At 64.6% G+C, this 23,728-nt stretch carries 23 protein-coding genes, 1 tRNA gene and 1 pseudogene; 13 read left to right on the top strand and 12 right to left on the bottom strand.

Going from position 1 to position 23,728, the window contains the following annotated elements:
- The first annotated feature begins 40 nt into the window (after window positions 1-40).
- On the top strand, window positions 41-1,000 hold the full coding sequence (locus NUW50_RS09410) for an IS481 family transposase (RefSeq protein WP_258288844.1): 960 nt from the start codon (window positions 41-43) through the stop codon (window positions 998-1,000).
- On the opposite strand, the gene NUW50_RS09405 is transcribed toward NUW50_RS09410, so the two are convergent.
- Together NUW50_RS09405 and NUW50_RS09400 are read right to left on the bottom strand one after the other, a co-directional pair.
- Entirely contained in the window at window positions 997-2,052 is a 1,056-nt protein-coding gene (locus tag NUW50_RS09405) for a CBASS cGAMP-activated phospholipase (RefSeq protein ID WP_258288843.1), read from the bottom strand. The two genes, NUW50_RS09410 and NUW50_RS09405, sit on opposite strands and share 4 nt — an antisense overlap.
- 476 nt (window positions 2,053-2,528) lie before the next feature.
- Window positions 2,529-3,890, bottom strand: coding sequence for a nucleotidyltransferase domain-containing protein (locus NUW50_RS09400; protein WP_258288842.1), 1,362 nt, complete (start codon window positions 3,888-3,890; stop codon window positions 2,529-2,531).
- 145 nt (window positions 3,891-4,035) lie between these two features.
- Between NUW50_RS09400 and NUW50_RS09395 the strand changes: the two genes are divergently transcribed.
- Window positions 4,036-4,371, top strand: a complete 336-nt coding sequence (locus tag NUW50_RS09395) for a helix-turn-helix domain-containing protein (RefSeq protein WP_088726619.1) — start codon at window positions 4,036-4,038, stop codon at window positions 4,369-4,371.
- A complete protein-coding gene (locus NUW50_RS09390; RefSeq protein ID WP_258288841.1) occupies window positions 4,368-5,255 on the top strand; it encodes an ImmA/IrrE family metallo-endopeptidase in 888 nt (295 codons plus the stop codon). The genes NUW50_RS09395 and NUW50_RS09390 overlap by 4 nt, the downstream gene beginning before the upstream one ends.
- Window positions 5,256-5,734: 479 nt before the next feature.
- On the opposite strand, the pseudogene istA reads toward NUW50_RS09390, so the two are convergent.
- The 5 genes and pseudogenes from istA to NUW50_RS09365 form a co-directional block, all read right to left on the bottom strand.
- Window positions 5,735-6,993, bottom strand: a pseudogene (gene istA, locus NUW50_RS09385) (IS21 family transposase); the annotation flags it as partial.
- 268 nt (window positions 6,994-7,261) lie between these two features.
- A tRNA-Thr gene (locus NUW50_RS09380) sits at window positions 7,262-7,337 on the bottom strand.
- 18 nt (window positions 7,338-7,355) lie between these two features.
- The gene (locus tag NUW50_RS09375; RefSeq protein WP_258288840.1) at window positions 7,356-8,801 is read right to left on the bottom strand and encodes a heme biosynthesis protein HemY; all 1,446 of its coding nucleotides are present in this window, start codon (window positions 8,799-8,801) and stop codon (window positions 7,356-7,358) included.
- Complete coding sequence (locus NUW50_RS09370) at window positions 8,801-9,745, bottom strand: COG4223 family protein (RefSeq protein WP_258288839.1); 945 nt, start codon at window positions 9,743-9,745, stop codon at window positions 8,801-8,803. The genes NUW50_RS09375 and NUW50_RS09370 overlap by 1 nt, the downstream gene beginning before the upstream one ends.
- A gap of 526 nt (window positions 9,746-10,271) precedes the next feature.
- Window positions 10,272-10,838 carry a uroporphyrinogen-III synthase gene (locus NUW50_RS09365; RefSeq protein ID WP_258288838.1) on the bottom strand — a complete coding sequence of 189 codons (567 nt, stop codon included), beginning with the start codon at window positions 10,836-10,838 and terminating at the stop codon, window positions 10,272-10,274.
- A 166-nt stretch (window positions 10,839-11,004) separates the two neighbouring features.
- Here NUW50_RS09365 and tsaD point away from each other — a divergent pair, with 166 nt between their 5' ends.
- The 5 genes from tsaD (at window position 11,005) to NUW50_RS09340 (ending at window position 14,817) form a co-directional block, all read left to right on the top strand.
- Window positions 11,005-12,105, top strand: coding sequence for a tRNA (adenosine(37)-N6)-threonylcarbamoyltransferase complex transferase subunit TsaD (gene tsaD, locus NUW50_RS09360; protein ID WP_258288837.1), 1,101 nt, complete (start codon window positions 11,005-11,007; stop codon window positions 12,103-12,105).
- Window positions 12,102-13,052 (top strand): NAD(P)H-dependent glycerol-3-phosphate dehydrogenase, encoded by a 951-nt coding sequence (locus NUW50_RS09355; RefSeq protein WP_258288836.1) that lies wholly within the window; start codon window positions 12,102-12,104, stop codon window positions 13,050-13,052. The genes tsaD and NUW50_RS09355 overlap by 4 nt, the downstream gene beginning before the upstream one ends.
- Before the next feature lie 8 nt (window positions 13,053-13,060).
- Entirely contained in the window at window positions 13,061-13,474 is a 414-nt protein-coding gene (locus tag NUW50_RS09350) for an EVE domain-containing protein (protein WP_258288835.1), read from the top strand.
- A 75-nt stretch (window positions 13,475-13,549) separates the two neighbouring features.
- Window positions 13,550-13,945 carry a DUF1761 domain-containing protein gene (locus NUW50_RS09345; RefSeq protein ID WP_258288834.1) on the top strand — a complete coding sequence of 132 codons (396 nt, stop codon included), beginning with the start codon at window positions 13,550-13,552 and terminating at the stop codon, window positions 13,943-13,945.
- Window positions 13,946-13,968: 23 nt separating this feature from the next.
- Entirely contained in the window at window positions 13,969-14,817 is an 849-nt protein-coding gene (locus NUW50_RS09340) for an aminoglycoside phosphotransferase family protein (protein WP_258288833.1), read from the top strand.
- Between the two features lie 69 nt (window positions 14,818-14,886).
- On the opposite strand, the gene NUW50_RS09335 is transcribed toward NUW50_RS09340, so the two are convergent.
- Together NUW50_RS09335 and ahcY are read right to left on the bottom strand one after the other, a co-directional pair.
- Window positions 14,887-15,228: a DUF2853 family protein gene (locus NUW50_RS09335; protein WP_258288832.1), complete on the bottom strand. Its 342-nt coding sequence runs from the start codon at window positions 15,226-15,228 to the stop codon at window positions 14,887-14,889.
- 160 nt (window positions 15,229-15,388) lie between these two features.
- Entirely contained in the window at window positions 15,389-16,789 is a 1,401-nt protein-coding gene (gene ahcY, locus NUW50_RS09330) for an adenosylhomocysteinase (protein ID WP_258288831.1), read from the bottom strand.
- A 164-nt stretch (window positions 16,790-16,953) separates the two neighbouring features.
- On the opposite strand from ahcY, the gene NUW50_RS09325 reads away from it, so the two are divergent.
- Window positions 16,954-17,544, top strand: coding sequence for an HD family hydrolase (locus NUW50_RS09325; RefSeq protein ID WP_258288830.1), 591 nt, complete (start codon window positions 16,954-16,956; stop codon window positions 17,542-17,544).
- Window positions 17,545-17,552: 8 nt separating this feature from the next.
- Window positions 17,553-18,047 (top strand): GNAT family N-acetyltransferase, encoded by a 495-nt coding sequence (locus tag NUW50_RS09320; protein WP_258288829.1) that lies wholly within the window; start codon window positions 17,553-17,555, stop codon window positions 18,045-18,047.
- Here the strand turns inward: NUW50_RS09320 and NUW50_RS09315 are convergent.
- The gene (locus tag NUW50_RS09315) at window positions 18,044-18,271 is read right to left on the bottom strand and encodes a hypothetical protein (RefSeq protein WP_258288828.1); all 228 of its coding nucleotides are present in this window, start codon (window positions 18,269-18,271) and stop codon (window positions 18,044-18,046) included. The two genes, NUW50_RS09320 and NUW50_RS09315, sit on opposite strands and share 4 nt — an antisense overlap.
- A 101-nt stretch (window positions 18,272-18,372) precedes the next feature.
- Here NUW50_RS09315 and NUW50_RS09310 point away from each other — a divergent pair, with 101 nt between their 5' ends.
- Window positions 18,373-19,266: a LysR substrate-binding domain-containing protein gene (locus NUW50_RS09310; RefSeq protein ID WP_258288827.1), complete on the top strand. Its 894-nt coding sequence runs from the start codon at window positions 18,373-18,375 to the stop codon at window positions 19,264-19,266.
- Window positions 19,267-19,274: 8 nt separating this feature from the next.
- Here the strand turns inward: NUW50_RS09310 and NUW50_RS09305 are convergent, their stop codons facing one another.
- Complete coding sequence (locus tag NUW50_RS09305; RefSeq protein WP_258288826.1) at window positions 19,275-19,859, bottom strand: ActR/PrrA/RegA family redox response regulator transcription factor; 585 nt, start codon at window positions 19,857-19,859, stop codon at window positions 19,275-19,277.
- 66 nt (window positions 19,860-19,925) lie between these two features.
- The gene (locus NUW50_RS09300; RefSeq protein WP_258288825.1) at window positions 19,926-20,549 is read right to left on the bottom strand and encodes an SCO family protein; all 624 of its coding nucleotides are present in this window, start codon (window positions 20,547-20,549) and stop codon (window positions 19,926-19,928) included.
- An 82-nt stretch (window positions 20,550-20,631) separates the two neighbouring features.
- Between NUW50_RS09300 and regB the strand changes: the two genes are divergently transcribed.
- Window positions 20,632-22,005 (top strand): sensor histidine kinase RegB, encoded by a 1,374-nt coding sequence (gene regB / locus NUW50_RS09295; protein ID WP_258288824.1) that lies wholly within the window; start codon window positions 20,632-20,634, stop codon window positions 22,003-22,005.
- Window positions 22,006-22,084: 79 nt separating this feature from the next.
- Window positions 22,085-23,659, top strand: a complete 1,575-nt coding sequence (locus tag NUW50_RS09290; RefSeq protein ID WP_258288823.1) for a PAS-domain containing protein — start codon at window positions 22,085-22,087, stop codon at window positions 23,657-23,659.
- Window positions 23,660-23,728: the final 69 nt, after the last annotated feature.

The raw sequence follows: 23,728 nt of genomic DNA, 5'->3' as shown, positions 1-23,728 counted from the left end.
TTGATGGTGCGATCCTTTCCCATGAATGGAAGGATGCCATATGGGACAAGTTCGTCACGGAAGCGCCACGACCACGCACGCTGTCAGAGCAGCAATACAGCGATCGCAGGCTTCTCTCGCGATGCTGAGCCGGGAGCTGGGGATCAATCCCAAGACGGTCGCAAAGTGGCGCAAAAGGCAGACTGTCGATGATCTCAAGACCGGCCCAAGGGAGCCACGCTCGACAGTCCTCACTGAGGCTGAGGAGGCGGCCATCGTCGCGTTTCGGCGCCACACGCTGCTGCCGCTTGACGACTGCCTCTATGCCCTCCAGCCATCCATCCCGCACCTGACACGCTCAGCACTGCACCGCTGTCTGCAGCGACATGGCATCTCGCGCCTGCCTGACGTCGAGGGCGACAAGCCGAAGAGGTCGAAGTTCAAACGCTGCCCCATAGGCTTTTTCCATATCGACATCGCCGAGGTTCAGACCGCCGAAGGAAAGCTCTTCCTGTTCGTCGGCATTGACCGTACGAGCAAGTTCGCCGTAACCCAACTGGTCGAGAAAGCAGACAGGAAGACGGCTTGGGAGTTCCTGCAGCACATGCTCGCGGCCGTGCCATATCAGGTCCACACCGTCCTCACCGACAACGGCATTCAGTTCGCCGAGCAGCCCCGGAACCGGAACACCGTTTATTCTCGGCCGATGCGCTTCGACATGATCTGCGAGGCCAATGGGATCGAACATCGCCTTACCAAGCCGAACCACCCGTGGACCAACGGCCAGGTCGAGCGAATGAACCGCACGATCAAGGAGGCGACCGTCAAACGATACCACTACGACAGCCATGACCAGCTACGGACACACCTTGCGGACTTCATGGCGTCCTACAACTTCGCCCGCAGGCTCAAGACACTCAGCGGGCTCACACCATACGAATACATCTGCAAGATATGGACAACCGAGCCGGACAGATTCATCCTGAACCCGATCCACCAAATGCCGGGACTGAACACCTAGCACTTGTGGAGCCCATGGAAGAATGTCGCTCTAGGTCTTTCAAGATCGAAGAGCTTTTCCAACCGCGTAGCGTTCTCCTCGACAAGACGTTTCGCGTGCTGCGGAAGTTCGGCACTCGCTCGCGTAAAGTCATCAAGTGCAATGGGTTCGAGCGTTGGAGCGGATGTCAGACGAAGCATGCGGTTTCGCCCGATCAATAGTCCTGCCTGTCCGAGGGCGTTCTGACTTTGCAGGTGCATCGCGCTTTCGACAATAGTTCTCCAGTGGAACATGCCGCCGCGCTTAATCTGACCATCAGTCATACGAAGGTCTTGATCGCCACAGCCAAGGCTCAGGATTTTGATTTTGTGTCTGTCGATGTTGAAACAGCTCATGGCATCCACCAGCGCCACCATGACGGGGTTGTTCGCCCAAACACCGCCATCCGCAAAGTGCCGGGTGCCGTTCCGGTAGGTCGCGAAGAAAGTCGGCGCGGCTGACGTTGCCAATGCCACCGTGACCAGTTCTTCCTGCCAGTCGAGGCGGAAGTCCGGGTGGTGCGGCGTTTTGAGGACATTGACCTCGTTGAACCCATCGAAGGCGGGGATGTTCAAACACACGTTGACCGAGCCCAGTGTCCTGTTGCCAAAGCGGTCTCGAAGCGCTCGTTCCAAGGGTTCACGGTTGTATCGATAGACGGCAAGATCGCGGGCAAACTGGTAAGCGGATCGCATCGCGCGACCAAGTCGAGTTGGCGGGGTCCAAGGCTGGGGAAATATTTTCGACCCGTGGCGCATATATATTTCCAGAACTTCCTCGGCGCGCATACCTGCTGCCATGCCAAGCGCGATTATTCCTCCGGTTGAAGTGCCGGCAATCATGTCGAAGTAGCTGGCTGCCGTACTGCCCTTCAAGAAACGACGCTCGCATTCTGCCAGCACCGCCGCAGGCAAAATGCCTCTTATGCCGCCGCCATCAATGGACAGTATGCGAAGATCATCTGCGGGCCATTCGAGTTGTTCTCGACGGTGAAAGATGGTGCCCTGTGAGCGGCGGGATTGAGGTTGTGCCATGAAGTCTCTCCACAAGTACCGCCAACCTGGATCGCCCGCCTGACTGACTTCTGATGTGTTTGCCGGTCCCAAACCATTTTCCCGAAGCGAGCCAGCTTTCGTAGCAGCTCAGCCAATTGGACACCCAGGGAATGGTCGTGTTGCTGATAAGGTCATCCGGCGACCACTGATCCGCTTCGTCGTCAAAGAGGCAGAGGAATGGGCCCGTACGCGGTGTTCGCGGATGTGACACGTAAACATGCGGTAGCGACCCTTCTTCGTTGCCGAAACGCCTTTGCAAGGTCGGTTCAAGAACCTCAACCAGTGGCTGCAGGTACAGGTTAGATCTGCCTTCGAGCAGAAGGGGTTCAGTATATTCTACCCGCAGCCGGTACGTCGTTCTGTGCGGCTGCAGATGCCCCTCCCAGACACAAGTTCGCTGGCTCAGCCGGTCGCATGACCAATCGGGATAGACATCCGCCATGTCCGCGATCTGATCACCAACAGTTATCATCAGGTACAGCGCCCCCCATGTTCGTATTCGCGCGTGCTGGCTTCACGAGGCCAGGTGCGGATGCGGCCCCAGCACCAAGAGCCGGAGCTGCTAGAGATGAAACTGGTGTCGCTGCTGTCAATTGCCCACTCGGTGTCATGCCAAGTGCGCCATGTTCGAGCTGGACAGCCTGCGCGCGATGATAGGCTTGCAACGCGGTCTCACCGGCCTTTTCGCCGAACAGATCGTCAAACGTCGATTGGATTACTGCCGGATCGAAGCCAACCCGCTTCAGGTTTTCGAGGCGCTCGATGAGGGTGAGCAGGTCGGCCGCCCAAAGCTGCTGATCGCTCCTTTGGGTCGGCCAACGATCGGTAAAGAGGTCCGGGTAATGTGCCGGATTGCGAACTTCAAGCAACCGCAGGTTCTGTTCGGCATTGCGAATCTGCCAGCGCATACGCTTGGCAATCGCTATCACCTCATCGACCAGGCTATCGTTTCCAGGGCCGGCATCAATTGCAATCGCTGCGATAATGACGGCCGGGGGCTTGCGTTTGCCACGGTGATCGTCATGCTTGCGATACCGTTTATCGCGGAACCTCTTGATCAGTTGCAGGGCAACCACGCGAGGAGATTTCTGGTCGAGGGGGACGTGCACCGGCATCGGTTGGGTGTCTGCCTTTTGCAACGCCAGACCAGATGTCTCACTTGGCAGCCGCGTGGCCAGTTCGGTGTAGGTTTCGCCATCGACAAGGTAACGACGCGCATCGAAGCGCTTCTGAAACGTCTCGCTGATCTCGACGTGAGCATTGAAGTGATTGGCAAACCCCTTCGGATTGATCTCCTTGTGGTACCGCTCGTCGGTCTCAGGCTTGTAGTGAAATAAGATCGCAACGCGTTCGGGGGTCCCGTCGATGCGAACGACCGGCATCAGATCGACCGTGACGCCGTCCGGGTAGGTAACCGTGACACAGCGACTGTTTTTCTCAATCAGGTAGTCGTAATACTTGCTGCCTTTTTCGCCCTTGATCGCTTTGTACAATTGCTCAAGCACCCATGCCGGGTTGGTGCCAGGGGCGATCGCGATCTCGAGCACAGCATCAACGTCGTGCTGGTCGGTCTTCAGGCGTGACCGAGTTGCCGCGTGAATTGCGAAACTGCCAGAAGGATAGACCTCAAGCACTAAGTCCTCGAGAGGGCTACCAGGGCGGTCGACATGCTGTGCGAGTCCACGAAAATGCCTGTCGGCGTCATCGTCCATGGAACGAGTGATCTGAATGGCGCGCGCAACGTCCATCATCGCAGCTTCGACGGGATCGATCTCCAGGCTGCGGGCAAAATCTTCCAAGTTCGTCCTGATATTCATGTTCTTCTGCCCCTTCAGGCTTGACGGATTCTCCGACCCGTCCTACAGTTTTTGACGCTTTCGTAGGATAGAAAGTGAAAAAAGAAGCCGCGAACAAGCGGCGTAAGTCCTACGATATCGTCATAGTAGCACAGTCGGAAGCGTCATGTCAAATTCTACGGATTCTAGCGGCGGGTTCGGTGACAGGTTACGTCAAGCCAGAGAGGCGCGAGGGATCAACCAAACGGAGCTTGCGGCGAAAACTGGGTTACAACCATCAGCAATCGGCCATTTCGAGAAGGAGCGGCGTAAACCTTCCTTCGCAAACATTAGGGCCCTCGCCAAAGCATTGAGCGTTACGTCAGACTACCTGCTCGGCAGGACCAACGAGATGGCCGGGGCAACAACGGCCTTTCGTGGTGAAGAGAACTTGTCGGATGACGACCGCGAGCACATCCAGATGATGATCGATCTCATGAACCAGAGAAAGTCGGGTCGTTGAGCAAATCTCGAATTCAAATGGCGCGGCGCCAGGGCGAGCTCAAAGCGAAAGAGAAGGGCTACGATGCTTTCCCCGTTGATCCTTTCGCGATTGCGGATAGCGAAGACATCGTGGTCGAGCCGAAGGATCCCGGCCAGATTGGCGTGAGCGGCGGGATCATCTTCCACGATGAGAGCGTTGGCATCTTCTACGCCACCAATATCAAGAGCGAGGGATTTCGCAGGTTCACCGTGGCTCACGAGCTTGGACACTATTTTCTCGAGGGGCATCCCGAAGAGATTCTGAAATCTGCGCCGATCCACATCTCCAGAGCTGGGTTTTCACAAGGAACCAGCTCCATAGAGCTTGAGGCGGATCATTTTGCGTCTGGGTTGCTAATGCCAACCAAGCTGGTTGGCGAGGCGATTGGGGGAAACCGTGTCGGTCTGGATGGGATCGTTGCTCTAAGCCAGCTGGCAGAGTGCTCCCTTACGGCCTCTGCTATCAGAGCCGCCGAATGTTGCGACTATCCGATAGCGGTCGTCGTCAGTTCCGGCGACAAGGTCGCATATGCGTTCTTGTCGGAAAGTTTCAAGAAACTCGATAGGCTCACGTTCCTCGAAAAGGGTACTCCGCTGCCGCGAACCCATACCCTACGGTTCAACGCTGATACACAAAACATCCGGTGCGCGCGCTCGATATGTGGACAAACCAGTCTTGCTGAATGGTTCTCATGCGGGCGACGGCTTGCGTTGGATGAAGAAGTCATCGGTCTCGGCGCGTACGGCTTCACCCTCACCGTCCTTTCCAGCGACGAGCTTGCCGACGACCCTGATGACGAGGCCTACGAAGAAGAACGATCGCTCCAACAGAGTTGGACGCCACGGTTTGCGTATGGCAGATAACAACCTGCGTCGCGGCTCTATGTCCCGGATGCATTCAAAATCATATGAGCATCTCGTTTTCTGAACCTACTTCCCGCGCGTCCTGACCACAATTTAGGTTGTTCGGGGCTACCTGATACTCTTTGTGCATGACGTGCCCCATATGTATTTTGCGCCAAGCCTTTTCCCCCGTTCTGCCATCCGTGTCACTTTTGCACTGGCCATCGTCGCTGCCGTCTGTATTGCAGCGGGACTCTGCATAACTCCTCGACCAATCACTTCTCCGGTGGTCAATGCTCCGATCCGTGAGCTCCCTTTGACGCCGGCCCTGTTGAAGATCCCTCGCACTACCCCGGTCAAGCCAGCGACAACCGCGGGTGCCGCCACCACCATGAGGTTCCCGGAGATGCGACGCACGATCAGGGGGTTGTCAATCCCGGAGCAAAATGGGTCAGTGAACCGGTGGAATAGTCCCCAACGGCTGGGGTCTGGCGGGCGCCTTCTCGCTTTCCCTTCTTGCCCATTCGCGCTTCCAGCAGCCGGCGCAGGGTGGCGAACTCTTCCGGCAGATCCCAGCGTTTGAGCGGTGCAGCCTGATCCAGAGCACCGACCTTCTGCTCCAGCAGCGGCAGGAAGTGCATCGGATCAAAGACCATGTCGGCCTTCTCGTAGGACCGGCAGTGCTGCGCGATCACCTCGGCACCACATCCGATGACCACCTCCTGGACACAGCCTCGTACCTGCACCTCGTGGTGAGCGTGGGCCACCGGGACCGAGTAGTCGTTGTTGCGATAGCGCACCATGAGATCGACGTCGCCCGGGTGCTGACCTTCTCGCACGCATCGTAGGGCACGGCCGGCAGCACCATCAACGCGTCCAGGTCCCGCATCAGGCGCTCGCCGGTGGCTTCGGTATGGCCACGAACGATGCCGTCCTGGCGCTCTAGGCAGCGTTCTTCCAGCCAGGCATTCAGATCATCGAAGCTGCCGAACCGGGGAGCGGGCACGAGGAAATTCCGCCGACCATAGCCGATCACACCCTCGACGTTACCTTTATCGTTTCCCTTGCCCGGCCGGCTGAACTTGTCATCGAACAGTTAATGCGACTGCAATTCGGCAAAGGCTCTGGTTCGTTCTCGTCTCCCATCACCGCAGATCTTCGCCACGGCTATGGTGGTGTTGTCATACAGGATCGACTGGGGCACGCCGCCGAAGAACGCGAAGGCGGCATTGTGCCCATCGCAATAGGCCTCCGTCGTCTCGGCCGGGTAGGCCTTGATAAAGAAGGCGTCCGAGTGCGGCAGAGCCATCGCGAAATAGTGCAGCTTGCATTCAACGCCGCCGATCACGCCAAGCGCTTCGCCGAAATCCACTTGGGCGTGACCCGGCGCATGCGACAGCGGCACGAACACCTCGCGGCTCCGGCGTTTCTTCTCCCGCACGTAATCGGTCACGATTGTGATGCCGCCAGTGAACCCGTGCTCGTCGCGCAGCCATTCGTGGATGCGCTTGGCCGTATGGCGTTGCTTCTTCAGCTTGCTCTTGTCGTCCTCCAGGAACTGGTCGATGACTGGAATGAAGGGATCGAGCTTCGGTCGGATCGGCGGTCTCATACGCCGATAGCCCGGTGGCACCGAGTGCTTCAGGATCTTCGCAACCGTCTTCCGGTCGATCCCGAACACCCGCGCCGCTTCGCTCTTGCTCATCCCATCGACATGGCACGCACGCCGGACCCGGTTATAATGCTCCACAGAATACATCTCCCGCCCTCAGCTCGTTCGCCTCGGGCCCAAGATGCGGACTCTTACTCCGCGACGGTCAGATCATCCAACCGTTTCCGCTGTCCATTTTGTCTCCGGGATTTACATACCCTCTTGCGGGATTGGATTTCATCAGAATCTCAAGAAAGCGCTTCAGCGTTCGGGTCACGAGGCGGCGACGCACATGCCGAAAGGTGGACACGAAGAGGGATTTCGACTTTGGGAATCCTTGCAACTTATTGGGTTTAAACAAATTTTCACTAAATTTTGGTGCCGCTGAAGGGACTCGAACCCCCGACCCCATCATTACGAATGACGTGCTCTACCAGCTGAGCTACAGCGGCCCTGGTGGCGGCGATCTATCAGGGTTCGTCGGCTTCGGGAACCCCCGATTTCTCTGCATCCACCACTGCGGAAACCGGTTCCTGCCCGGGGGCGCCGACAATCAGCGGCAGCATCTCGGCATTGCCGGGCATGGCCGAGGTCTGCGACGCCGGGCGCTGCCAGACCAGCGTGTCGAATCCGCCGCAGGACTGGCACACCGGGCGCCAACTGTCATGCACATGGCCGCAGGACTCGCAGACCCATTGCGGGCCGCGCGGCGCCACCAGCGCCCGGGTCAGCCAGCCGCGCACCACGGCGTCATCGGCGCCTTCGCCGCGCGCGATCGCGGCCATCAGCGCCAGGCCGCGGGCGGTCGGGTCATCCTCGACCAGGCCGGCGATCGCCCGGCGCGCCTCGGGGAAATCCCCCGCCGCGATGCAGAGTTCGGCACGCAGCAGCCGGGTCTCCGGATCGTCCGGATTCAGCCTGATCAGGGTCTCGAACCGTTTGAGCCGCTCTTCCGGACTCTCATCCGGAACGATTCTCGCGAAGGCCGCCGCCAGGTCGGGATGCGGGCGCGATTCCCAGGCTTTCTTCAGCACCCGGGTGGCATATTTCGGATTGTTGTCGGCGATATAGCCCTCTGCCGCCATCACCGCCGCCGGAATCAGGTCGGGCGACATCCGGTTGGCGGCAATCGCCGCCTCGCGGGCTTCGATCGGATGATCCTCGTCCAGGATTCCCTTGGCCTCGGAGAGCGCCAGCACCGCATCGCGCCGCCGCACCACGTCGCGCGGCAGGGCGCCCTGGCGGGCCTTTTCGGCCAACGTCTTGCGGGCCCCGGTCCAGTCCTCTTTCTGCGCCTGCAGGCTGAGCAGGGTGTCCTGCATCTCGACGCTCTGCGGCTTCAGGGCAAAGGCATGGCGGGCCAGGGCCAGCGCGGTATCGGTCTCGCCCGCCGCCAGTTTCTGCTTGAGCAGCCCCCGGACCCCGACGAACCGGGTCCGGTCATCGGTGAGCAGCCGCTTGTAGGCCGCCTCGGCCTTCTTCGGATCGCCCGAGAGTTCCGCCGCCTGGGCCAGCACCAGCGAAGTCAGCTCGGGCCGGTTCAGGAATTTCTCGGCCCGCGCCGCCTTGGACAGCGCCAGCCGCCCGTCGCCCGACGCGATCGCCATGATTCCATCGGTCAGCGCCGCAAAGCCCTTGCGTTCGCGGTTGCGGTCGAAATAGCGGCTGATCGCGGTCTCGTCGCCATTCAGGAAGCGGGCGACAGCGACGATCAGCGCGGTCAGCTTGAGGATCAGCCAGAGAGTCACCAGCAGCAGCACCGCGAACAGCACCGCCTGCAGCGGGCCGAGGTTGAATTCGACATTGGCCACGGCGATCCGGATGCCACCATCGGTTTCCAGCAGATAGCCGGCGCCCAGGGTCAGGCCGGTGATGATGCCGACGAACAGGATGAATTTCACAAGCGACCAGAGCATCAGTTCCGCACCTCGTCCGAGAGTTTCCCGAACGCGGCCAGCGCCGCCAGTCTTCGGTCGGCGCGGCTGCGCCAGGGGGCCAGGGCATCGGCCGCGGGGCCGGTCAGAGCCTCGGCTTCGGTCACGGCGCCGGCCAGGTCGCCGTTGCGCAGCTTGGCCTCGGCGCGGCTCAACACGGCATCGGCGCTGTCGCCGTCCTTGGGCGCCAGCGAGCGCATCCCGAGTTGCGCCTTGAGGAAGCCCGTCAGCCCGGCTTCGCCGTTGCCAGCGGCGATATCCGCGTCGATGGCGGCGCGGGCCGCGTCGGGAAAGTCCGCCTGCAGGCTCGACAGCGTGTCCACGCCCTCGGCAAAGTCCCGCATGGCGTCAACCGGGAGATCCGGATGCAGCGCGGCGAGCTGATCCAGCGCCTCGGCAAACGGGCTGCCGGAATCGAGCGCGGTTTCGACCGCCGACAGGGCGGCCAGTGTTTCAGCATCGGTGCTGGCCCTGGCGGCGGCGGCCTGGGCCTTGGAGGCCTCTTCGGCGGCGGCCTGAATCTTGGCCAGTTCGGCAGCGAACATCTCGCGCATTGCCGCCAGTTCCCGCTCATAGGCCGCAGTTGCGGCCGGATCGGTCTCGGCGGGCCGTTGTCGCAGGTCGTCCAGCTTGGCGGTCAGCGCGGCGATGGCGTCGGCGTTGCTCTTGCGCAGCGAGTCCAGATCGGCTTCGACCTGGTCCAGACGTGTGCCGAGCGCCTCGGTGGCGGCCAGCGGCGCCTTGCCGGAGAGATCGGCCGCGGCCTTGGTCTGTGCGGCCCTGGTTTCGGCCAGCTCGGTTTCCAGCGCGGTCAGCCGGGCCTCGGCCTCGGTCAGCCGGGCGCCACCCAGCGGGCCGCCGTCGCCCAGCAGATAATAGGCCGCGCCAAAGCCGATGGCGGTGGTGAGAACGCCCGCGAACAGCATCGGCCAGACCGAACGGCGTGCCGGAGCCGCAACCGTCGGGGCGGCAGCCGCACCGGAAGGCTGTGCCGGACGCTCCGGCGGCGTGGACGATTTCGCGGCCGGAGTCTGACTTGTCCCGGCCGGTTCGCTGCTGGTGGCCGGCTTCGGGGCGTCGGACGCCTTGGCATCCTTCCCGGCGGCCTTCGTTCCGGGGCTCTTCGCTGGCGCGGAGTCTTCGGATTTCGCCGGTTCTCCGGAGGTCTTCGATGCAGGTTTCGGCGTATTCTTCCCGGCATCCGCCGCGACGCCCGGCTGCCCCGGCTTGGGGGTCTCGGACGTTGCCGCTACGTCAGAATCAGCCTTGGCCTTCCCGACCTCGGGCCGAATCCCCTCGGCCGGCTTCGCTGCGGACTCCGTTTTGGCGGATTCAGGGTCTGTATTGGGCTTTTCACCGCTGGTCTTGGCTTTGCGGGCCATTTGCACTCCCTGCTGCGACGGCAGTCGCCATCGCTCTTGCTGCACCTGCTAACTTGGCAACCTCTTGAGGTCAGTGCAAGTTGCCCAGCCGCCCCAAAACCAAGTCTTGCATCGCTGCGGCGTCTGGTCGCGCAGCCGTCTCGGTTGGAAAACGGCCTTCGAAGTGTTGCGCCGCCGCCGGGCTGATCGCAACGATGTGAACCGGCGCCGAGATCGGAAGCTGCGCCAGGTTGCGGGCACTGCGCGGCGAGAAGACCGGCGCAACCACCGGACGATCCCCCTGCAGCAGGCGCAGCGCCTCCGGAGTCGGCGGGCAATCCTGCATCCGGTAGACCTCCCGCTCTTCCCCCTCTATCCCCTCGGCGCGCAGCCGCGGAATCAGATCGCCGCGCCCGTGCTGGGCCCGCAGGTGCACCAGCCGGCCGGGCCGGTCCCGCAGCAGAAGCGCCAGCAGATCCTCGACCGTGCCCCGCGCCGACAGCGTCCGGGCCCCCGCCTCGGCGGCCAGGGCAGCGGTGCGGTCGCCGACGCAATAGGCCAGCCGCCCCTCCAGCGCCCGGGGTCCGGCGCCCGCCGTCACCGCATCCACCGCCCGACCCGAGGTGAGGACCAGAACGGCATCCGCCGGAACGGCCACGCCGGTGGCTCTCGGCTCTGCCAAGGGCGACAGGACGGCGGGGAGCGGGCGACCCGCGGCCTCTTCGCAAGCGGCCAGAAAGGATCGGGACTGAGCAATGGGGCGGGTCAAGAGCAGCGTTGCCATCAGTTGTCGTCGCCTCCTGCGCCGTGATACCAGCCCCCCCATGGCAACTGCAACCGGCGGCGACCGGATCATCCTGGGTATCGAATCGAGTTGCGACGACACCGCCGCCGCCGTCGTGCAGCGCGTGGACGGACGCGCGCATGTGCTGTCCTCGGTGGTACTGGGGCAGACGGCGCTGCATGCCGATTTCGGCGGCGTGGTCCCCGAGATCGCGGCGCGGGCGCATTCCGAGCGTCTGGATGCCGCCATCGCCCAGGCCTTGGCCGAAGCCGCGCTTGGGTTCGACGATCTCGACGGCATCGCGGTGACCGCCGGTCCGGGGCTGATCGGCGGGCTGGTCTCGGCGGTGGTCGCGGCGCGGGCCATCGCGGCGGCGCGGGGCCTGCCGCTGGTCGGGGTGAACCACCTCGCCGGGCACGCGCTGTCGCCGCAGTTTTCCGCCGAACTGCCCTTTCCCTATCTGCTCTTGCTGGTCTCGGGCGGGCATTGCCAGTTCCTGCTTGTGCGCGGCCCCGATGGGTTCGAGCGGCTGGGCGGCACCATCGACGATGCCCCCGGCGAGGCTTTCGACAAGGTCGCCCGGCTGCTGGGTCTGCCGCAACCCGGCGGGCCGTCGGTGGAAGAGGAGGCAAGACGTGGCGATGCGGCGCGGTTCGCCTTTCCGCGCCCGCTGCTGGATCGGGCCGGAATGGACCTTTCCTTTTCGGGGCTCAAGACCGCCGTGCTGCGCGAGAGGGATCGGCTGGTGGCCGGGGCCGGCGGGCTGCGACGCCAGGATCGGGCCGATATCTGCGCCGGGTTCCAGGCCGCCGTGGCCGATGTGCTGGCCGAAAAGGCCGCCCGGGCAATCAGTGTCTATCTTGGGGAAAATCCGGCAAATCCGGCACTCTGCGTCGCCGGAGGGGTGGCCAGCAACGCCACTTTGCGCAGCGCCCTGCAGGCGGTGGCCAGCTCGACGGGCTGCCGTTTCGTGGCCCCGCCGCTGGCGCTCTGCACCGACAATGCGGCGATGATCGCCTGGGCCGGCCTGGCGCAGTTCGACGCCGGGAGCGGCGGTGATTTCGCGGCCCGGCCACGCTGGCCGCTGGATCAGGACGCCGCGCCGATGCTGGGCGCCGGAAAGAAGGGGGCAAAGGCATGAACGGGGTTGCGGTTCTCGGGGCCGGGGCGTTCGGAACCGCCCTGGCGCTGGTCCTGGCGCGGTCGGGGCGGGAGGTGACGCTCTGGGCGCGGGACGCCAGACCGATCGCGGAACGCCGCGAAAGCCCGAGGCTTCCGGGGGTGCCGCTGCCCGAGACCCTTGCCGTGACCGGCGACCTGAACGGAATCACGGCGCAGACCGTTCTGCTGGCGGTACCGATGCAGGCCCTGGCCGGATTTCTGGATCAACACGCAACGGTTCTGAACGGGCGGCAACTGGTGGGCTGCAGCAAGGGGATCGACCTGGCCACCGGGCTTGGTCCCTCGGCCCTGATCCGCGCCGCCTGCCCCGCCGCCTGCCCGGCCCTGATCTCGGGGCCCGGATTTGCTGCCGACCTGGCCGCCGGACTGCCCACCGCGTTGACACTGGCCTGCGATGCGCCCGAGGCGCCGGCGCTTCAGGACCGGCTGTCGGGCGATACACTGCGGCTCTACCTTTCGACCGACCTGACCGGGGTGGAACTGGGCGGCGCGGTCAAGAACGTCATCGCGATTGCCTGCGGCATCGTCATCGGCGCAGGGCTGGGCGAAAGCGCCCGGGCGGCGTTGTTGACCCGTGGCTATGCCGAGATGCTGCGCTACGCCGTGGCGCAGGGAGCGCAGGAGCGGACCCTTGCCGGGCTGTCCGGACTGGGCGACCTGGTGCTGACCAGCGTTTCCGAGAAATCGCGTAACTTCCGCCACGGGCTGGCGATCGGGCGCGGCACGGTGCCCGATGCCTCGGTGACGGTCGAAGGCGTGGCGACGGCACGGGCGCTGGATGCCAAGGCGCGGCAGCAAGGCATCGAGATGCCGGTGACATCGGTGCTGGCGGCGGTGCTGGAAGGACGTATGGATGTTGCGGGGGCGATGCGCGAGTTGCTGGCCCGGCCGCTGAAAGCAGAGTGAGGGACAGCATGGCCTACTGGCTGATGAAATCGGAACCGAACGTGTTCAGCTTCGACGACCTGGTGGCGCGCGGCGCCAAGGGCGAGGAGTGGGACGGGGTGCGCAACTACCAGTCGCGCAACAACATGCGGGCCATGGCCCTGGGCGACAAGGTCTTCTTCTACCACTCCAATGTCGGCAAGGAGGTGGTCGGCATCGCCGAGGTCTGCGCCCTGGCGCATCCCGACTCGACGACCGATGACCCCCGGTGGGAATGCGTCGACATCCGCGCGGTGCAGCCGCTGCCGAAACCGGTGACGCTGGATGACTGCAAGGCCGAGCCGCGCCTGTCCGGGATGGTTCTGGTGAACAACACCCGCCTTTCCGTACAGCCGGTGACCGAAGACGAATGGCAGGTGGTCTGCGAAATGGCGGGGCTCTGAAGCCTTCTCCGGTCGCTGGGCAAAGGGCCGATCGTCCTGCATAGTGTCTGAACAAGACACCTATGGGAGGCGCGAATGGAATATCTGAATGTCCTGGCGGCGGCGGTGGCCGGTTTCGCGATGGGCGCGCTCTGGTACATGACCCTGGCCAAGCCCTGGATGAAGGCGGCAGGGATTCAGGTCTCGGCGGATGGGAAGCCGCAGGTCAGCGGCAGCCCGCTGCCCTTTGTCGTCGCGGGGATCGCGATGCTGCTGGTGGCAGGGATGATGCGGCACGTCTTCCAGATGGCGCAGATGGACACGGTGCTGGAAGGGCTGATGGGCGGCTTCGGGATCGGGCTGTTCTTCATCGTCCCCTGGATGGCAATGAACTATGCCTATGCGATGCGGCCGACGATGCTGGCCGTGATCGACGGCGGCTATGCGGTGCTGGGCTGCACGGTGATCGGACTGGTTCTGGTGCTGTTCTAGACCGCCCTGAAAGGACTGCATCCGTGCCGATACCCCCCGATCTCCGCCTGACCCGGGCCGTGGAGCGCTGGCAGTTGCGGGGGCTGCGGCAGGTGGCCGAGACCCGGACCAGCCTGATCCTGCGGGCCTCGGCGGCCAGCGGCGACGTGGCGCTGAAGCTGCTGACCAACGACGACGCGGACGAGCAGCGCGGCGGCGATCTGATGCTCCATTACGACGGGATCGGCGCGGCGCGGGTGCGGGGGCAGGGAGAGGGGATACTGCTGCTCGACTGGCTGGACGGTCCCTCGCTGGGGGATCTGGCCCGCGAGGGCCGGGACGGACAGGCCACGCAGCTTCTGGCCGGGGTCGCGGCGCAACTGCACCGGCCACGCGACCACCCGGCGCCAGACCTGCCGCCGCTGGAGCATTGGTTGCAACCGCTGCTGCAAACGCGCCCGGCCAGCTGGCCGCAGGCATCTCAGCCCGATATCGCGGCCGCCGCCGATCTGGCGCGGCAGTTGCTGGACAGCGCCCCGCCGCCGGTGCCGCTGCATGGCGACCTGCATCACGACAACATCCTGTCGGATGGCGAAACCTGGCGGGCGATCGACCCCAAGGGCATTCTCGGAGACTCCGCCTTCGACCTGGCGAATGCGTTCCGCAATCCGGAAGGGCTGGAACGGCTCAGCCGCGAACCGGCGCGGATCGACGGCATGGCGCGGTGCTTTGCAGACCGCCTGGCGCTGGAGATACCGCGATTGCTGGGCTGGGCCTCGGTCCAGGCCGCGCTGTCCGCCAGCTGGAACCGGGACTCGGGGCGCGATCCGGGCGACGATCTCTTGCTGCTGCCCTGCCTGCTGGACGCCTGGCGGCGGAACGCCCGGGGCTGATCCGCCGCGCCGGAAACGAAAAAAGGCAGGGGCAACGCCCCCGCCCCCGCGGTTCACATCGTCATACGCTCAGGCGTAGACGCTTTCCTTTTTGAAATGCTTGGTCAGCATGTAGTAGACCACCGCGCGATACTTGTTGCGCTCGGACTTGCCGTAGGTGGTGAGGACGGCGTCGATGCCTTCCATCAGCGCCGGGCTGTCGGGCAGGCCCAGCTTCTTCATCAAGAAATTTTCCTTGATGGTCTCGAGCTCCGACTTCTGGCTGCCCGCGACGGTGGAGGCGTCGTCGTTGTAGATCGACGGGCCGCAGCCGATGGTCACCTTGGTAAGAAGCGCCATGTCCGGCGTCATGCCGCATTTTTCTTTCAGATCGCTCGCATACTTTGCGATCAACTCGTCTCTCTTTCCCATTTCTCAACTCCCACGTTGCTACGCCCGGAACCGACGCCTGGCCCTCATCTTCGGGGCCCCCGGGGAACCTAGCCACATATGCCGGAGGCGGCAAAAGAAATGTGGCCCCTATCCTGCGGCAGCGAAGGAATGCCGCAGGGTAATTCGGGCCACGCGCCGGTCAGTAGCGGTAGTGGTCGGCCTTGTAGGGACCATCCACGGCAACGCCGATGTAGTCGGCCTGGTCCTTGCGCAGCTTGGTCAGCTTGACGCCGATCCGGCCCAGGTGCAGCCGCGCGACCTTTTCATCCAGGTGTTTCGGCAGGATATAGACCTTGTTGTCATATTCCTCGCCGCGGGTCCAAAGCTCGATCTGGGCCAGCACCTGGTTGGTGAAGCTGGCCGACATGACAAAGGACGGGTGGCCGGTGGCATTGCCCAGGTTCAGCAGGCGGCCTTCGGACAGCAGGATGATCCGGTTGCCCGAGGGCATTTCGATCATGTCCACCTGGTCCTTGATGTTGGTCCATTTGTGGTTCCGCAGGCTGGCAACCTGAATCTCGTTGTCGAAATGGCCGATGTTGCCGACGATCGCCATGTTCTTCATCTCGCGCATGTGCTCGATGCGGATCACGTCCTTGTTGCCGGTGGTGGTGATGAAGATGTCGGCGCTGTCGACGACGTCTTCCAGAAGCACCACCTCGAACCCGTCCATCGCCGCCTGAAGCGCACAGATCGGATCGACTTCGGTAACCTTAACCCGCGCCCCGGCCCCGACCAGCGAGGCGGCGCAGCCCTTGCCGACATCGCCGTAGCCGCAGACCACGGCGACCTTGCCGGCCAGCATCACGTCGGTGGCGCGGCGAATGCCGTCGACCAGCGATTCCTTGCAGCCGTATTTGTTGTCGAATTTCGATTTGGTCACCGAGTCGTTCACGTTGATCGCCGGGAAGGGCAGCAGACCCTTCTTCTGAAGATCATACAGCCGGTGCACGCCGGTCGTGGTCTCTTCCGAAACGCCCTTGATCGCGTCGCGCTGCTTGGTGAACCAGCCCGGGCTGGCGGCGAGGCGGGACTTGATCTGCGCGAAGAGGCATTCCTCCTCCTCGCTCTGCGGCACTTCGATCAGGTCGGTCTCGCCGGCTTCGACCCGGGCCCCCATCAGGATGTACATCGTGGCGTCGCCGCCATCGTCGAGGATCAGGTTGCAGGTCCCGCCCTCGCCGCCGAACTGGAAGATCCGGTCGGTGTAGGACCAGTAGTCCTTCAGCGTCTCGCCCTTGATCGCAAAGACCGGGACCCCTCCGGCGGCGACGGCCGCGGCCGCGTGGTCCTGGGTCGAGAAGATGTTGCACGAGGCCCAGCGGACCTCGGCCCCCAGGGCGGTCAGGGTCTCGATCAGCGCCGCGGTCTGGATCGTCATGTGCAGCGACCCGGCGATCCGGGCGCCCTTCAGCGGCTTCGAGCCACCGAACTCCTCGCGCAGCGCCATCAGCCCGGGCATCTCGGTCTCGGCGATATCCAGCTCCTTGCGGCCATAGTCAGCCAGCGCGATATCCTTGACGATGTAATCCTTGGCCATGTCCGGCGTCTCCTGAACCTTATTTCCGGGCGCAGATAGCATTGGCCGGGGGGCGCGACAATGCTGCCGCCACGATTGCCGGTGACGGCGTAGAATTCTATGGCTCCGGCCGAACGGCGTGGCTAGGTTGGCACGACATCCAAGTGAAGGTTCAGAGACCCGGAATGAAGCCCCCCCGCGCATGGCAACGAATGCTGTCGGGCCGCAGGCTTGACCTGCTCGACCCGACTCCGGTGGATATCGAGATCGAGGACATCGCCCACGGCCTGGCCTTCGTGGCGCGCTGGAACGGCCAGACCCAGGGCGACTGGCCCTATTCGGTGGCCGAGCATTCGCTGCTGGTCGAGGAGCTCTATGGCCGGATGAACCCGAAGACTTCGGCCAAGTGGCGGATGGCGGCACTGCTGCATGACGCGCCGGAATATGTCATTGGCGACATGATCTCGCCGGTCAAGGCGTCGGTCGGGCCGGGCTACGGCGCGCTGGACGAGCGGCTGGCCGCCGCGGTGCATATCCGCTTCGGCCTTCCGGCGGCGATCCCGAAACTGGTGAAACGCGAAATCAAGAAGGCCGACACCGTCTCGGCCTGGCTGGAGGCGACGCAGCTCGCCGGATTCTCGCAAGCCGAAGCCAATCGCATCTTCGGCAAGCCGGCGCCGGCGCTGATCCGGGGACTGAAACTGATCCTGCGGCCGCCGGTCGAGGTGCGCCACGCCTTTCTGGCCCGTCATTCCGACCTCCTGTCGCAACTCTGAGGCCCTCGATGCCAACCACCCGACCCGCAACCCCCGCCGATGCCGCCGAAATGGCAGAGCTGCTGAACGAGATCATCGAGCTTGGCGGCAGCACCGCCTATGAAGAGCCTTTCGACATTTCGACGATGGATCACCACTATATCTTGGCACCCGGCCGAATTGCCTGCACGGTGGCCGAGGACAATGGCGAGATCGTCGGTTTTCAGGGCCTGTTCTGGCCCGGGAAAGGGGACGATCCGCTGCCGGAAGGCTGGGCCTACATCGCCACTTTCACCCGGATCGGCCGTACCGGCATCGGGGTCGGGCGGGCGCTGTTCGCCGCGACCCGGGCGGCGGCGCGGGCGGCGGGCGTCAAGACCATCGACGCAACGATCCGTGCCGACAACGGCTCGGGCCTGGCCTATTACGGCCGCATGGGCTTCGTGGATTACGACCGGATCGCGGCGGTGCCGTTGCAGGACGGAACACCGGTGGACCGGGTCCGCAAGCGGCTGGACCTTTAGGCAGCGCCGCCGTCGCAGCGCTCCGCCGGCGCTTCGGAGGACGGCGCCGTCCTTCGCGTCAAGGCGCTGCGCAGTCTGCGCCACAGGGAGCGCCAACGGGCCCGCCGCATCTCGCGATGCCGGGCGAGGATGCTCTGCCGGTGCAGCAGCGCCGGATCATCGGCACGGCTGCCCATCCTTGCTGCATGAGCCGCGACGACGGTTTCGGGGCTGATATACAACATCACTTTTGACTTTCTGCGCTTCGGTGTCGCAGAAACATGCCATGTTTCACTGGCGAAACCGGAATCAGCAATTTTGCGGAACCTGTAAGCAAGGCTAACAGATGACGGACCCGGACTGGCGCCACCTGCCCTCTCTCTCCTCGCTGCGCGCCTTCGAGGCGGCCGCCCGTCTGGGCGGCTTCTCCGCGGCGGCGCGGGCACTGAATGTCACCCATGCGGCGGTGGCCCAGCAGGTGCGCGGACTGGAGGCCGAGCTTGGCCTGACGCTGTTCCGCCGCGAGGGCCGCGGCCTGGCGCTGACCCCGGTTGGCGCGCGGCTGACACAGGCCCTGAGCGAAGGTTTCGGGGCCATCGCCCGGGGTGTCGAGGACGCGCGGCTGGCCGAACGCGAACGCGGCCTGCGCGTCACCTCGACCCCGGCCTTCGCGCAATCGGTCCTGCTGCCGCGTCTGGGCAACTTCTGGGCTGCCCACCCGGATGTCCCGATCACCCTGACGCCGGGCTTCGACCTCGTCGATCTGGCGCGGGACGGTTACGACGTGGCCATCCGCTCGGGTCAGGGCGACTGGCCGGGGCTGGTCGCCGAACCGCTGCTGCGGACCCGGGTGGTTCTGGTCGGAACCCCCGCGCTGGCAGGGCGTGATCCGGACATCTCCAGACTGCCCTGGATACTCTCGAGCAAGGACACGCTGGACGACCAGTGGCTCGCGACCGCCGGGCTGTATCGGAAGGACCTTGTTGTCCACGCGCTGGACGAGCCGATGCTGGCGGTGGCGGCCGGGCTGCAGGGATACGGGCTGTTCTTCGCCACCGACATCATCGTCGCCCAGGCGCTGGCCGAGGGACATCTGACCGAGCTGCCCTTTCCCGGCCTGCCCGATTTCAATTTCTGGATCGCCACGCTGCCCGGCACCCGCTCACCGGCGCTGGAGGCCTTCGTTGCCTGGCTGAAGGAAACCTTCGCAGATGCGCCTGCGGTCAAGCCGGGCGGCTGAACGCGGTGCTAGCGCGGGCTTTTCTTGGCGAGAATCCGTTGCAGGGTCCGGCGGTGCATGTTCAGCCGGCGCGCGGTTTCCGAGACATTGCGGTCGCATTGCTCATAGACACGCTGGATATGCTCCCACCGCACCCGATCGGCGGACATCGGGTTCTCGGGCGGCGGCGGCATGTCGCCGGGCTTGGCCAGAAGGGCCCGGGTGACATCGGCGGCATCGGCGGGCTTCGACAGATAATCGGTGGCGCCGATCTTGACCGCGGCCACGGCCGTGGCAATCGCGCCATAGCCGGTCAACACCACCACCCGGCAATCGGCCCGGTGGGAATGCAGGGCCTCGACGACGTCCAGCCCGTTGCCGTCTTCCAGCCGCAGGTCCACCACCGCATAGGCGGGCGGGCGCGCCGCCGCCAGCCGCCGGCCCTCGGCGACCGTGTTGGCCACCTCGACGGCAAAGCCACGCTTTTCCATCGCGCGGGCCAGGCGACGCAGGAACGGTTCATCATCATCGACCAACAACAGCGACGGGTCGGGTCCAAGGTCCAGAACCTTGTCCGACTTGGCCGGATCGGGCTGTCCTGAGGTGTCGGTCATGCAAAATCCCCTGTTCGGCCCGCCAAGGCTAAGCAGAGTGCCCGCGCCGGTCAATGTCTGCGCTGTCTAACTGGCGTCAATAAAGCAGCCGATTCGGTCCGCCATCTCTTCCGGCGTGTCGTCGCGGTTGAAGAATTCGACGAAACCGACCTCGGGCAGGACCAGGTAGGTAAAGGTCGAATGGCTCACCAGATAGTCCGCCGGATCGCCATCCTGCTTCTGATAGAGCACCCGATAGGCCTTGGCCGCCGCCGCCACCTGTTCCGGGGTTCCGGTCAGCCCCAGGTAGTCGCCGGGGAAATAGCTGGTGAAGTCCGCCATCACTTCGGGCGTGTCCCGTTCCGGGTCGATGGAGATCATCACGTTGCCGACGTCTCGGCCTCTCTCGGTCAGGATTTCAACGGCCTCGGCATTGCGGGCAGAGTCCAGCGGGCAGACGTCGGGGCAGAAGGTGTAGCCGAAGTAGAGCAGGGTAGGCCGCGTGATGACATCCTTGTCGGTCACGGTCTTGCCGGTCTCGTCGACCAGGGTGAAGGGACCGCCGAGCGTGCCGGGACCGCCGGCCACCGAGGCTTCACGGCATTCGGAGAAGGGATCATCGACCCAGGGGCGCAGCACCAGCACGGACGCCGCCACCAACGTCACCAGGGCCGCACCGCCCACCCAAGCAACCGTCCGATCAATCGCCATAGTCACCTCCATCAGCCATTGCTGTCGCTCTGTGGGCCAAACTACAGTCGGATTCAATGCGACCTCATGTATCGGAGACCAGATGAAGCGGTTCAGCCCCGAAGCCATTCGCGCGGATCGGCGCGGCGACTGGGTCCGGCTGAGGACCCTGATCGTGGTGCGCTGGATCGCGATCGGCGGCCAGCTCACGGCCCTGCTGATCGCCCAGACCCGGCTCGGGATCGACGTCGAGATGGGCGCCTGCGTGGCCCTGATCGCCCTGTCGGCGCTGGTCAACATGGCGCTGACCCTGGTCTTTCCGGTCGGAATGCGGATGACCGAGCCGCAGGTGACCACGATGCTGCTGTTCGACATGACGCAGCTCATGGCGCTGGTGGCGCTGAACGGCGGGCTGGACAATCCTTTTGCGCTTCTGGTGCTGGCGCCGGTGACGATTTCGGCCACCGCCCTGCCGTTGCGGCAGACGCTGATCGTCGCCGGGGCCGCCGTCGCGCTGACCACGCTGGCCGTCAATTTCAACCTGCCGCTGCGCACCATGGATGGCGTCGAACTGCACCAGAATCCGCTGCTGACGGTCGGCTTCTGGATCGCCATCCTGGTCGGCATCGGCTTCGTGTCGCTTTATGCCCGCCGGGTTTCGGTCGAGATACATCTGATGTCCGATGCCCTTCTGGCGACGCAGATGGCATTGGCGCGCGAGCAGAAGCTGACCGATCTGGGCGGCGTGGTCGCCGCAACGGCGCACGAGCTGGGAACCCCGCTGGCGACGATCAAGCTGGCCAGCGCCGAAATGATCGACGAGCTGGCCGACCGCCCCGAACTGGCCGAGGACGCGCGCTTGATCCGCGATCAGGCGGATCGGTGCCGCGACATTCTCCGCTCCATGGGGCGGGCCGGGAAGCGCGACAACTACCTGGCCCGGGCACCGCTGATCGAGGTTCTGCGCGAGGCGGGTGAACCGCATCTGTCCCGCGGCAAGACGGTGGAATTCTCGGTCGCCGAAGGGCTGGACCCGGCCGACCAGCCGCTGATCGAACGGCGCCCCGAGCTGATCCACGGCGTGCGGAACCTGATCCAGAACGCCGTCGATTTCGCGAACAGCGCGGTTTGTGTCCAGTCCGACTGGTCCCGTGGCGCGCTGCGCCTGCGGATCTGCGATGACGGCCCGGGCTATCCGGCGCATCTGATCGGCCATCTGGGCGAACCGTCGCTGCGGCGCCGGGAACGTGCCGAGGAGCAGCGGCCCGAATACGAAGGCATGGGTCTGGGTCTCTTCATAGCCAAGACCCTGCTGGAAAGGACCGGCGCCGATGTCACCTTCATGAACGACCCGGGCACGACCGAGGGCGGCCTCGGCGGCGCGCTCGTCAGTGTCGAATGGCCCGCCAATGCCGGCCTGATCCACGATCCGGGCCTGCGCCCGCAGGTTGAAACCAATCCGCATATTTCAAGCTGACCGGTCCCGGCGTTAACCTCTTGTTAACTGTCAGCCCGGACTGTTGATCCATCGGGACCTCGGGAAGGGTGCGGATAACATGACGGGCATCGATTGGGTGCTCCTGTGCGTGACGCTCGGCGTCGCGACAGGGATGGCGATGGCCACGCTTTACGGTCTGGCCCTGGTGACGGAACGGCGGCAGGGCCTGGAGCCGTCGATCTTCGCGGCCGAGCAGGTTCCGGCGGTGTTCCTGTTCGACGACGAAACCCTCGTCGACGCAACGCCCGGGGCCAGTCAGCTCTTGTCGCTGACCGGGCGGGGCGGCACGGCCTGGTCACGCCTGCAGCAGGCCCTGTTGCCGAGGTTTCCGAACCTGGGCGAGCAGATGTCGCAGCTGGTGGACCGGGGCGCGTTGTCGATTGAATCGGTCGATGGCCGGTCCCGGATCGAGGCCGAATGGCGGCGCGGGCTGGCCCGGCTGACTCTGGTGGACGTGGTCCGGCAGGAAGCGACGGTTCCGGTTGACCGGATGACGCTCGAGTCGATCGAGGCGGAATTGGCCACCCTGCGCGGCATCGCCCGCGACGTCCCCTACCTGACCTGGAAGGAAGCGCCCGACGGCCAGATCGTCTGGGCCAATGCGGCCTATCTCGAGGCGTCGGACCGCGTGGCCCCGGACCAGGCCCTGCCGCTCTGGCCGCCGCATCCGGTCTTTCCGGCCCGTCACGACGGGGCCGGGGCGTCCTGCCGCAAGTCGATCACCTTTCCGGATGACTCACGGCCGCATTGGTACGATCTCAGCGACAGCCCGATGCCGGACGGCGTGCTGCGGGTCGCGATGCCGGTGGATGCCATCGTCGAGGCCGAGAACAGCCGCGCCGAATTCGTCCAGACCCTGACCAAGACCTTCGCCACCCTGACCGTCGGCCTGGCGATCTTTGACCGCAACCGGCGGCTGGCGCTGTTCAACCCGGCTTTGACAGACCTGACCGGCCTCGGCGCCGGGTTCCTGAGCCGGCGGCCCAGCCTGTCGGACTTCATCGACCGGCTGCGGGAACAGCGCGTCCTGCCGGAACCGAAGAATTATGAGTCCTGGCGGCAACGGCTCTCGTCGCTGGAAGCGGAAGCCGAGCAGGGGACCTTCGCCGAGACCTGGACCCTCGCGGACGGCCAGGTCTTCGAGGTGTCGGGCCGCCCGCATCCGGACGGGGCGATTGCCTTTCTGATCCAGGATGTCAGCGCCGAGGTCCGGCTGACCCGCCAGTTCCGCAGCGAGTTGCAGATCAAGCAGGCGGTGCTGGACACGCTCGACCATGCGGTTGCGGTCTTCGGTGACGAGGGTGAACTGGTCTTTTCCAACCAGGCCTATGACCGGATGTGGGGCAGCGCCTCGCGACTGGCCGGCAATGACATGTCGTTGCCGGCGGCGCTGCGCCTGTGGCGGACCAATTGCCCGGCGGCCCCGGCCTGGCGCAGCCTGGCCGACCCGAACCACCGAGAGGCACTGGCGCAGACAGTGGAGTTTCAGGCCGAACGCCTGACCGGGCAGCAACTCGAATGCCGGTTCCAGCCTCTGCCGGGCGGTGCGCTGATGGCCAGTTTCACCGAAACCGGAGAGGCGCGGCAGCTGTCCTTTCGCCATCACGCCCAGAGCGCCGTCAGCCGGATGTGACGCTCCTGCGCCGGGCGGGCGGGACCGGCGGCCGAAGGGCTTTTCTCGGCGGAATCGCGGGGCTATGAA

Source organism: Frigidibacter sp. ROC022, from assembly GCF_024723735.1.
GTDB lineage: Bacteria > Pseudomonadota > Alphaproteobacteria > Rhodobacterales > Rhodobacteraceae > SLM-1.
The sequence above is the reverse complement of the archived record's forward strand: the minus strand, read 5'-3'. Positions and strand labels throughout refer to the sequence as shown.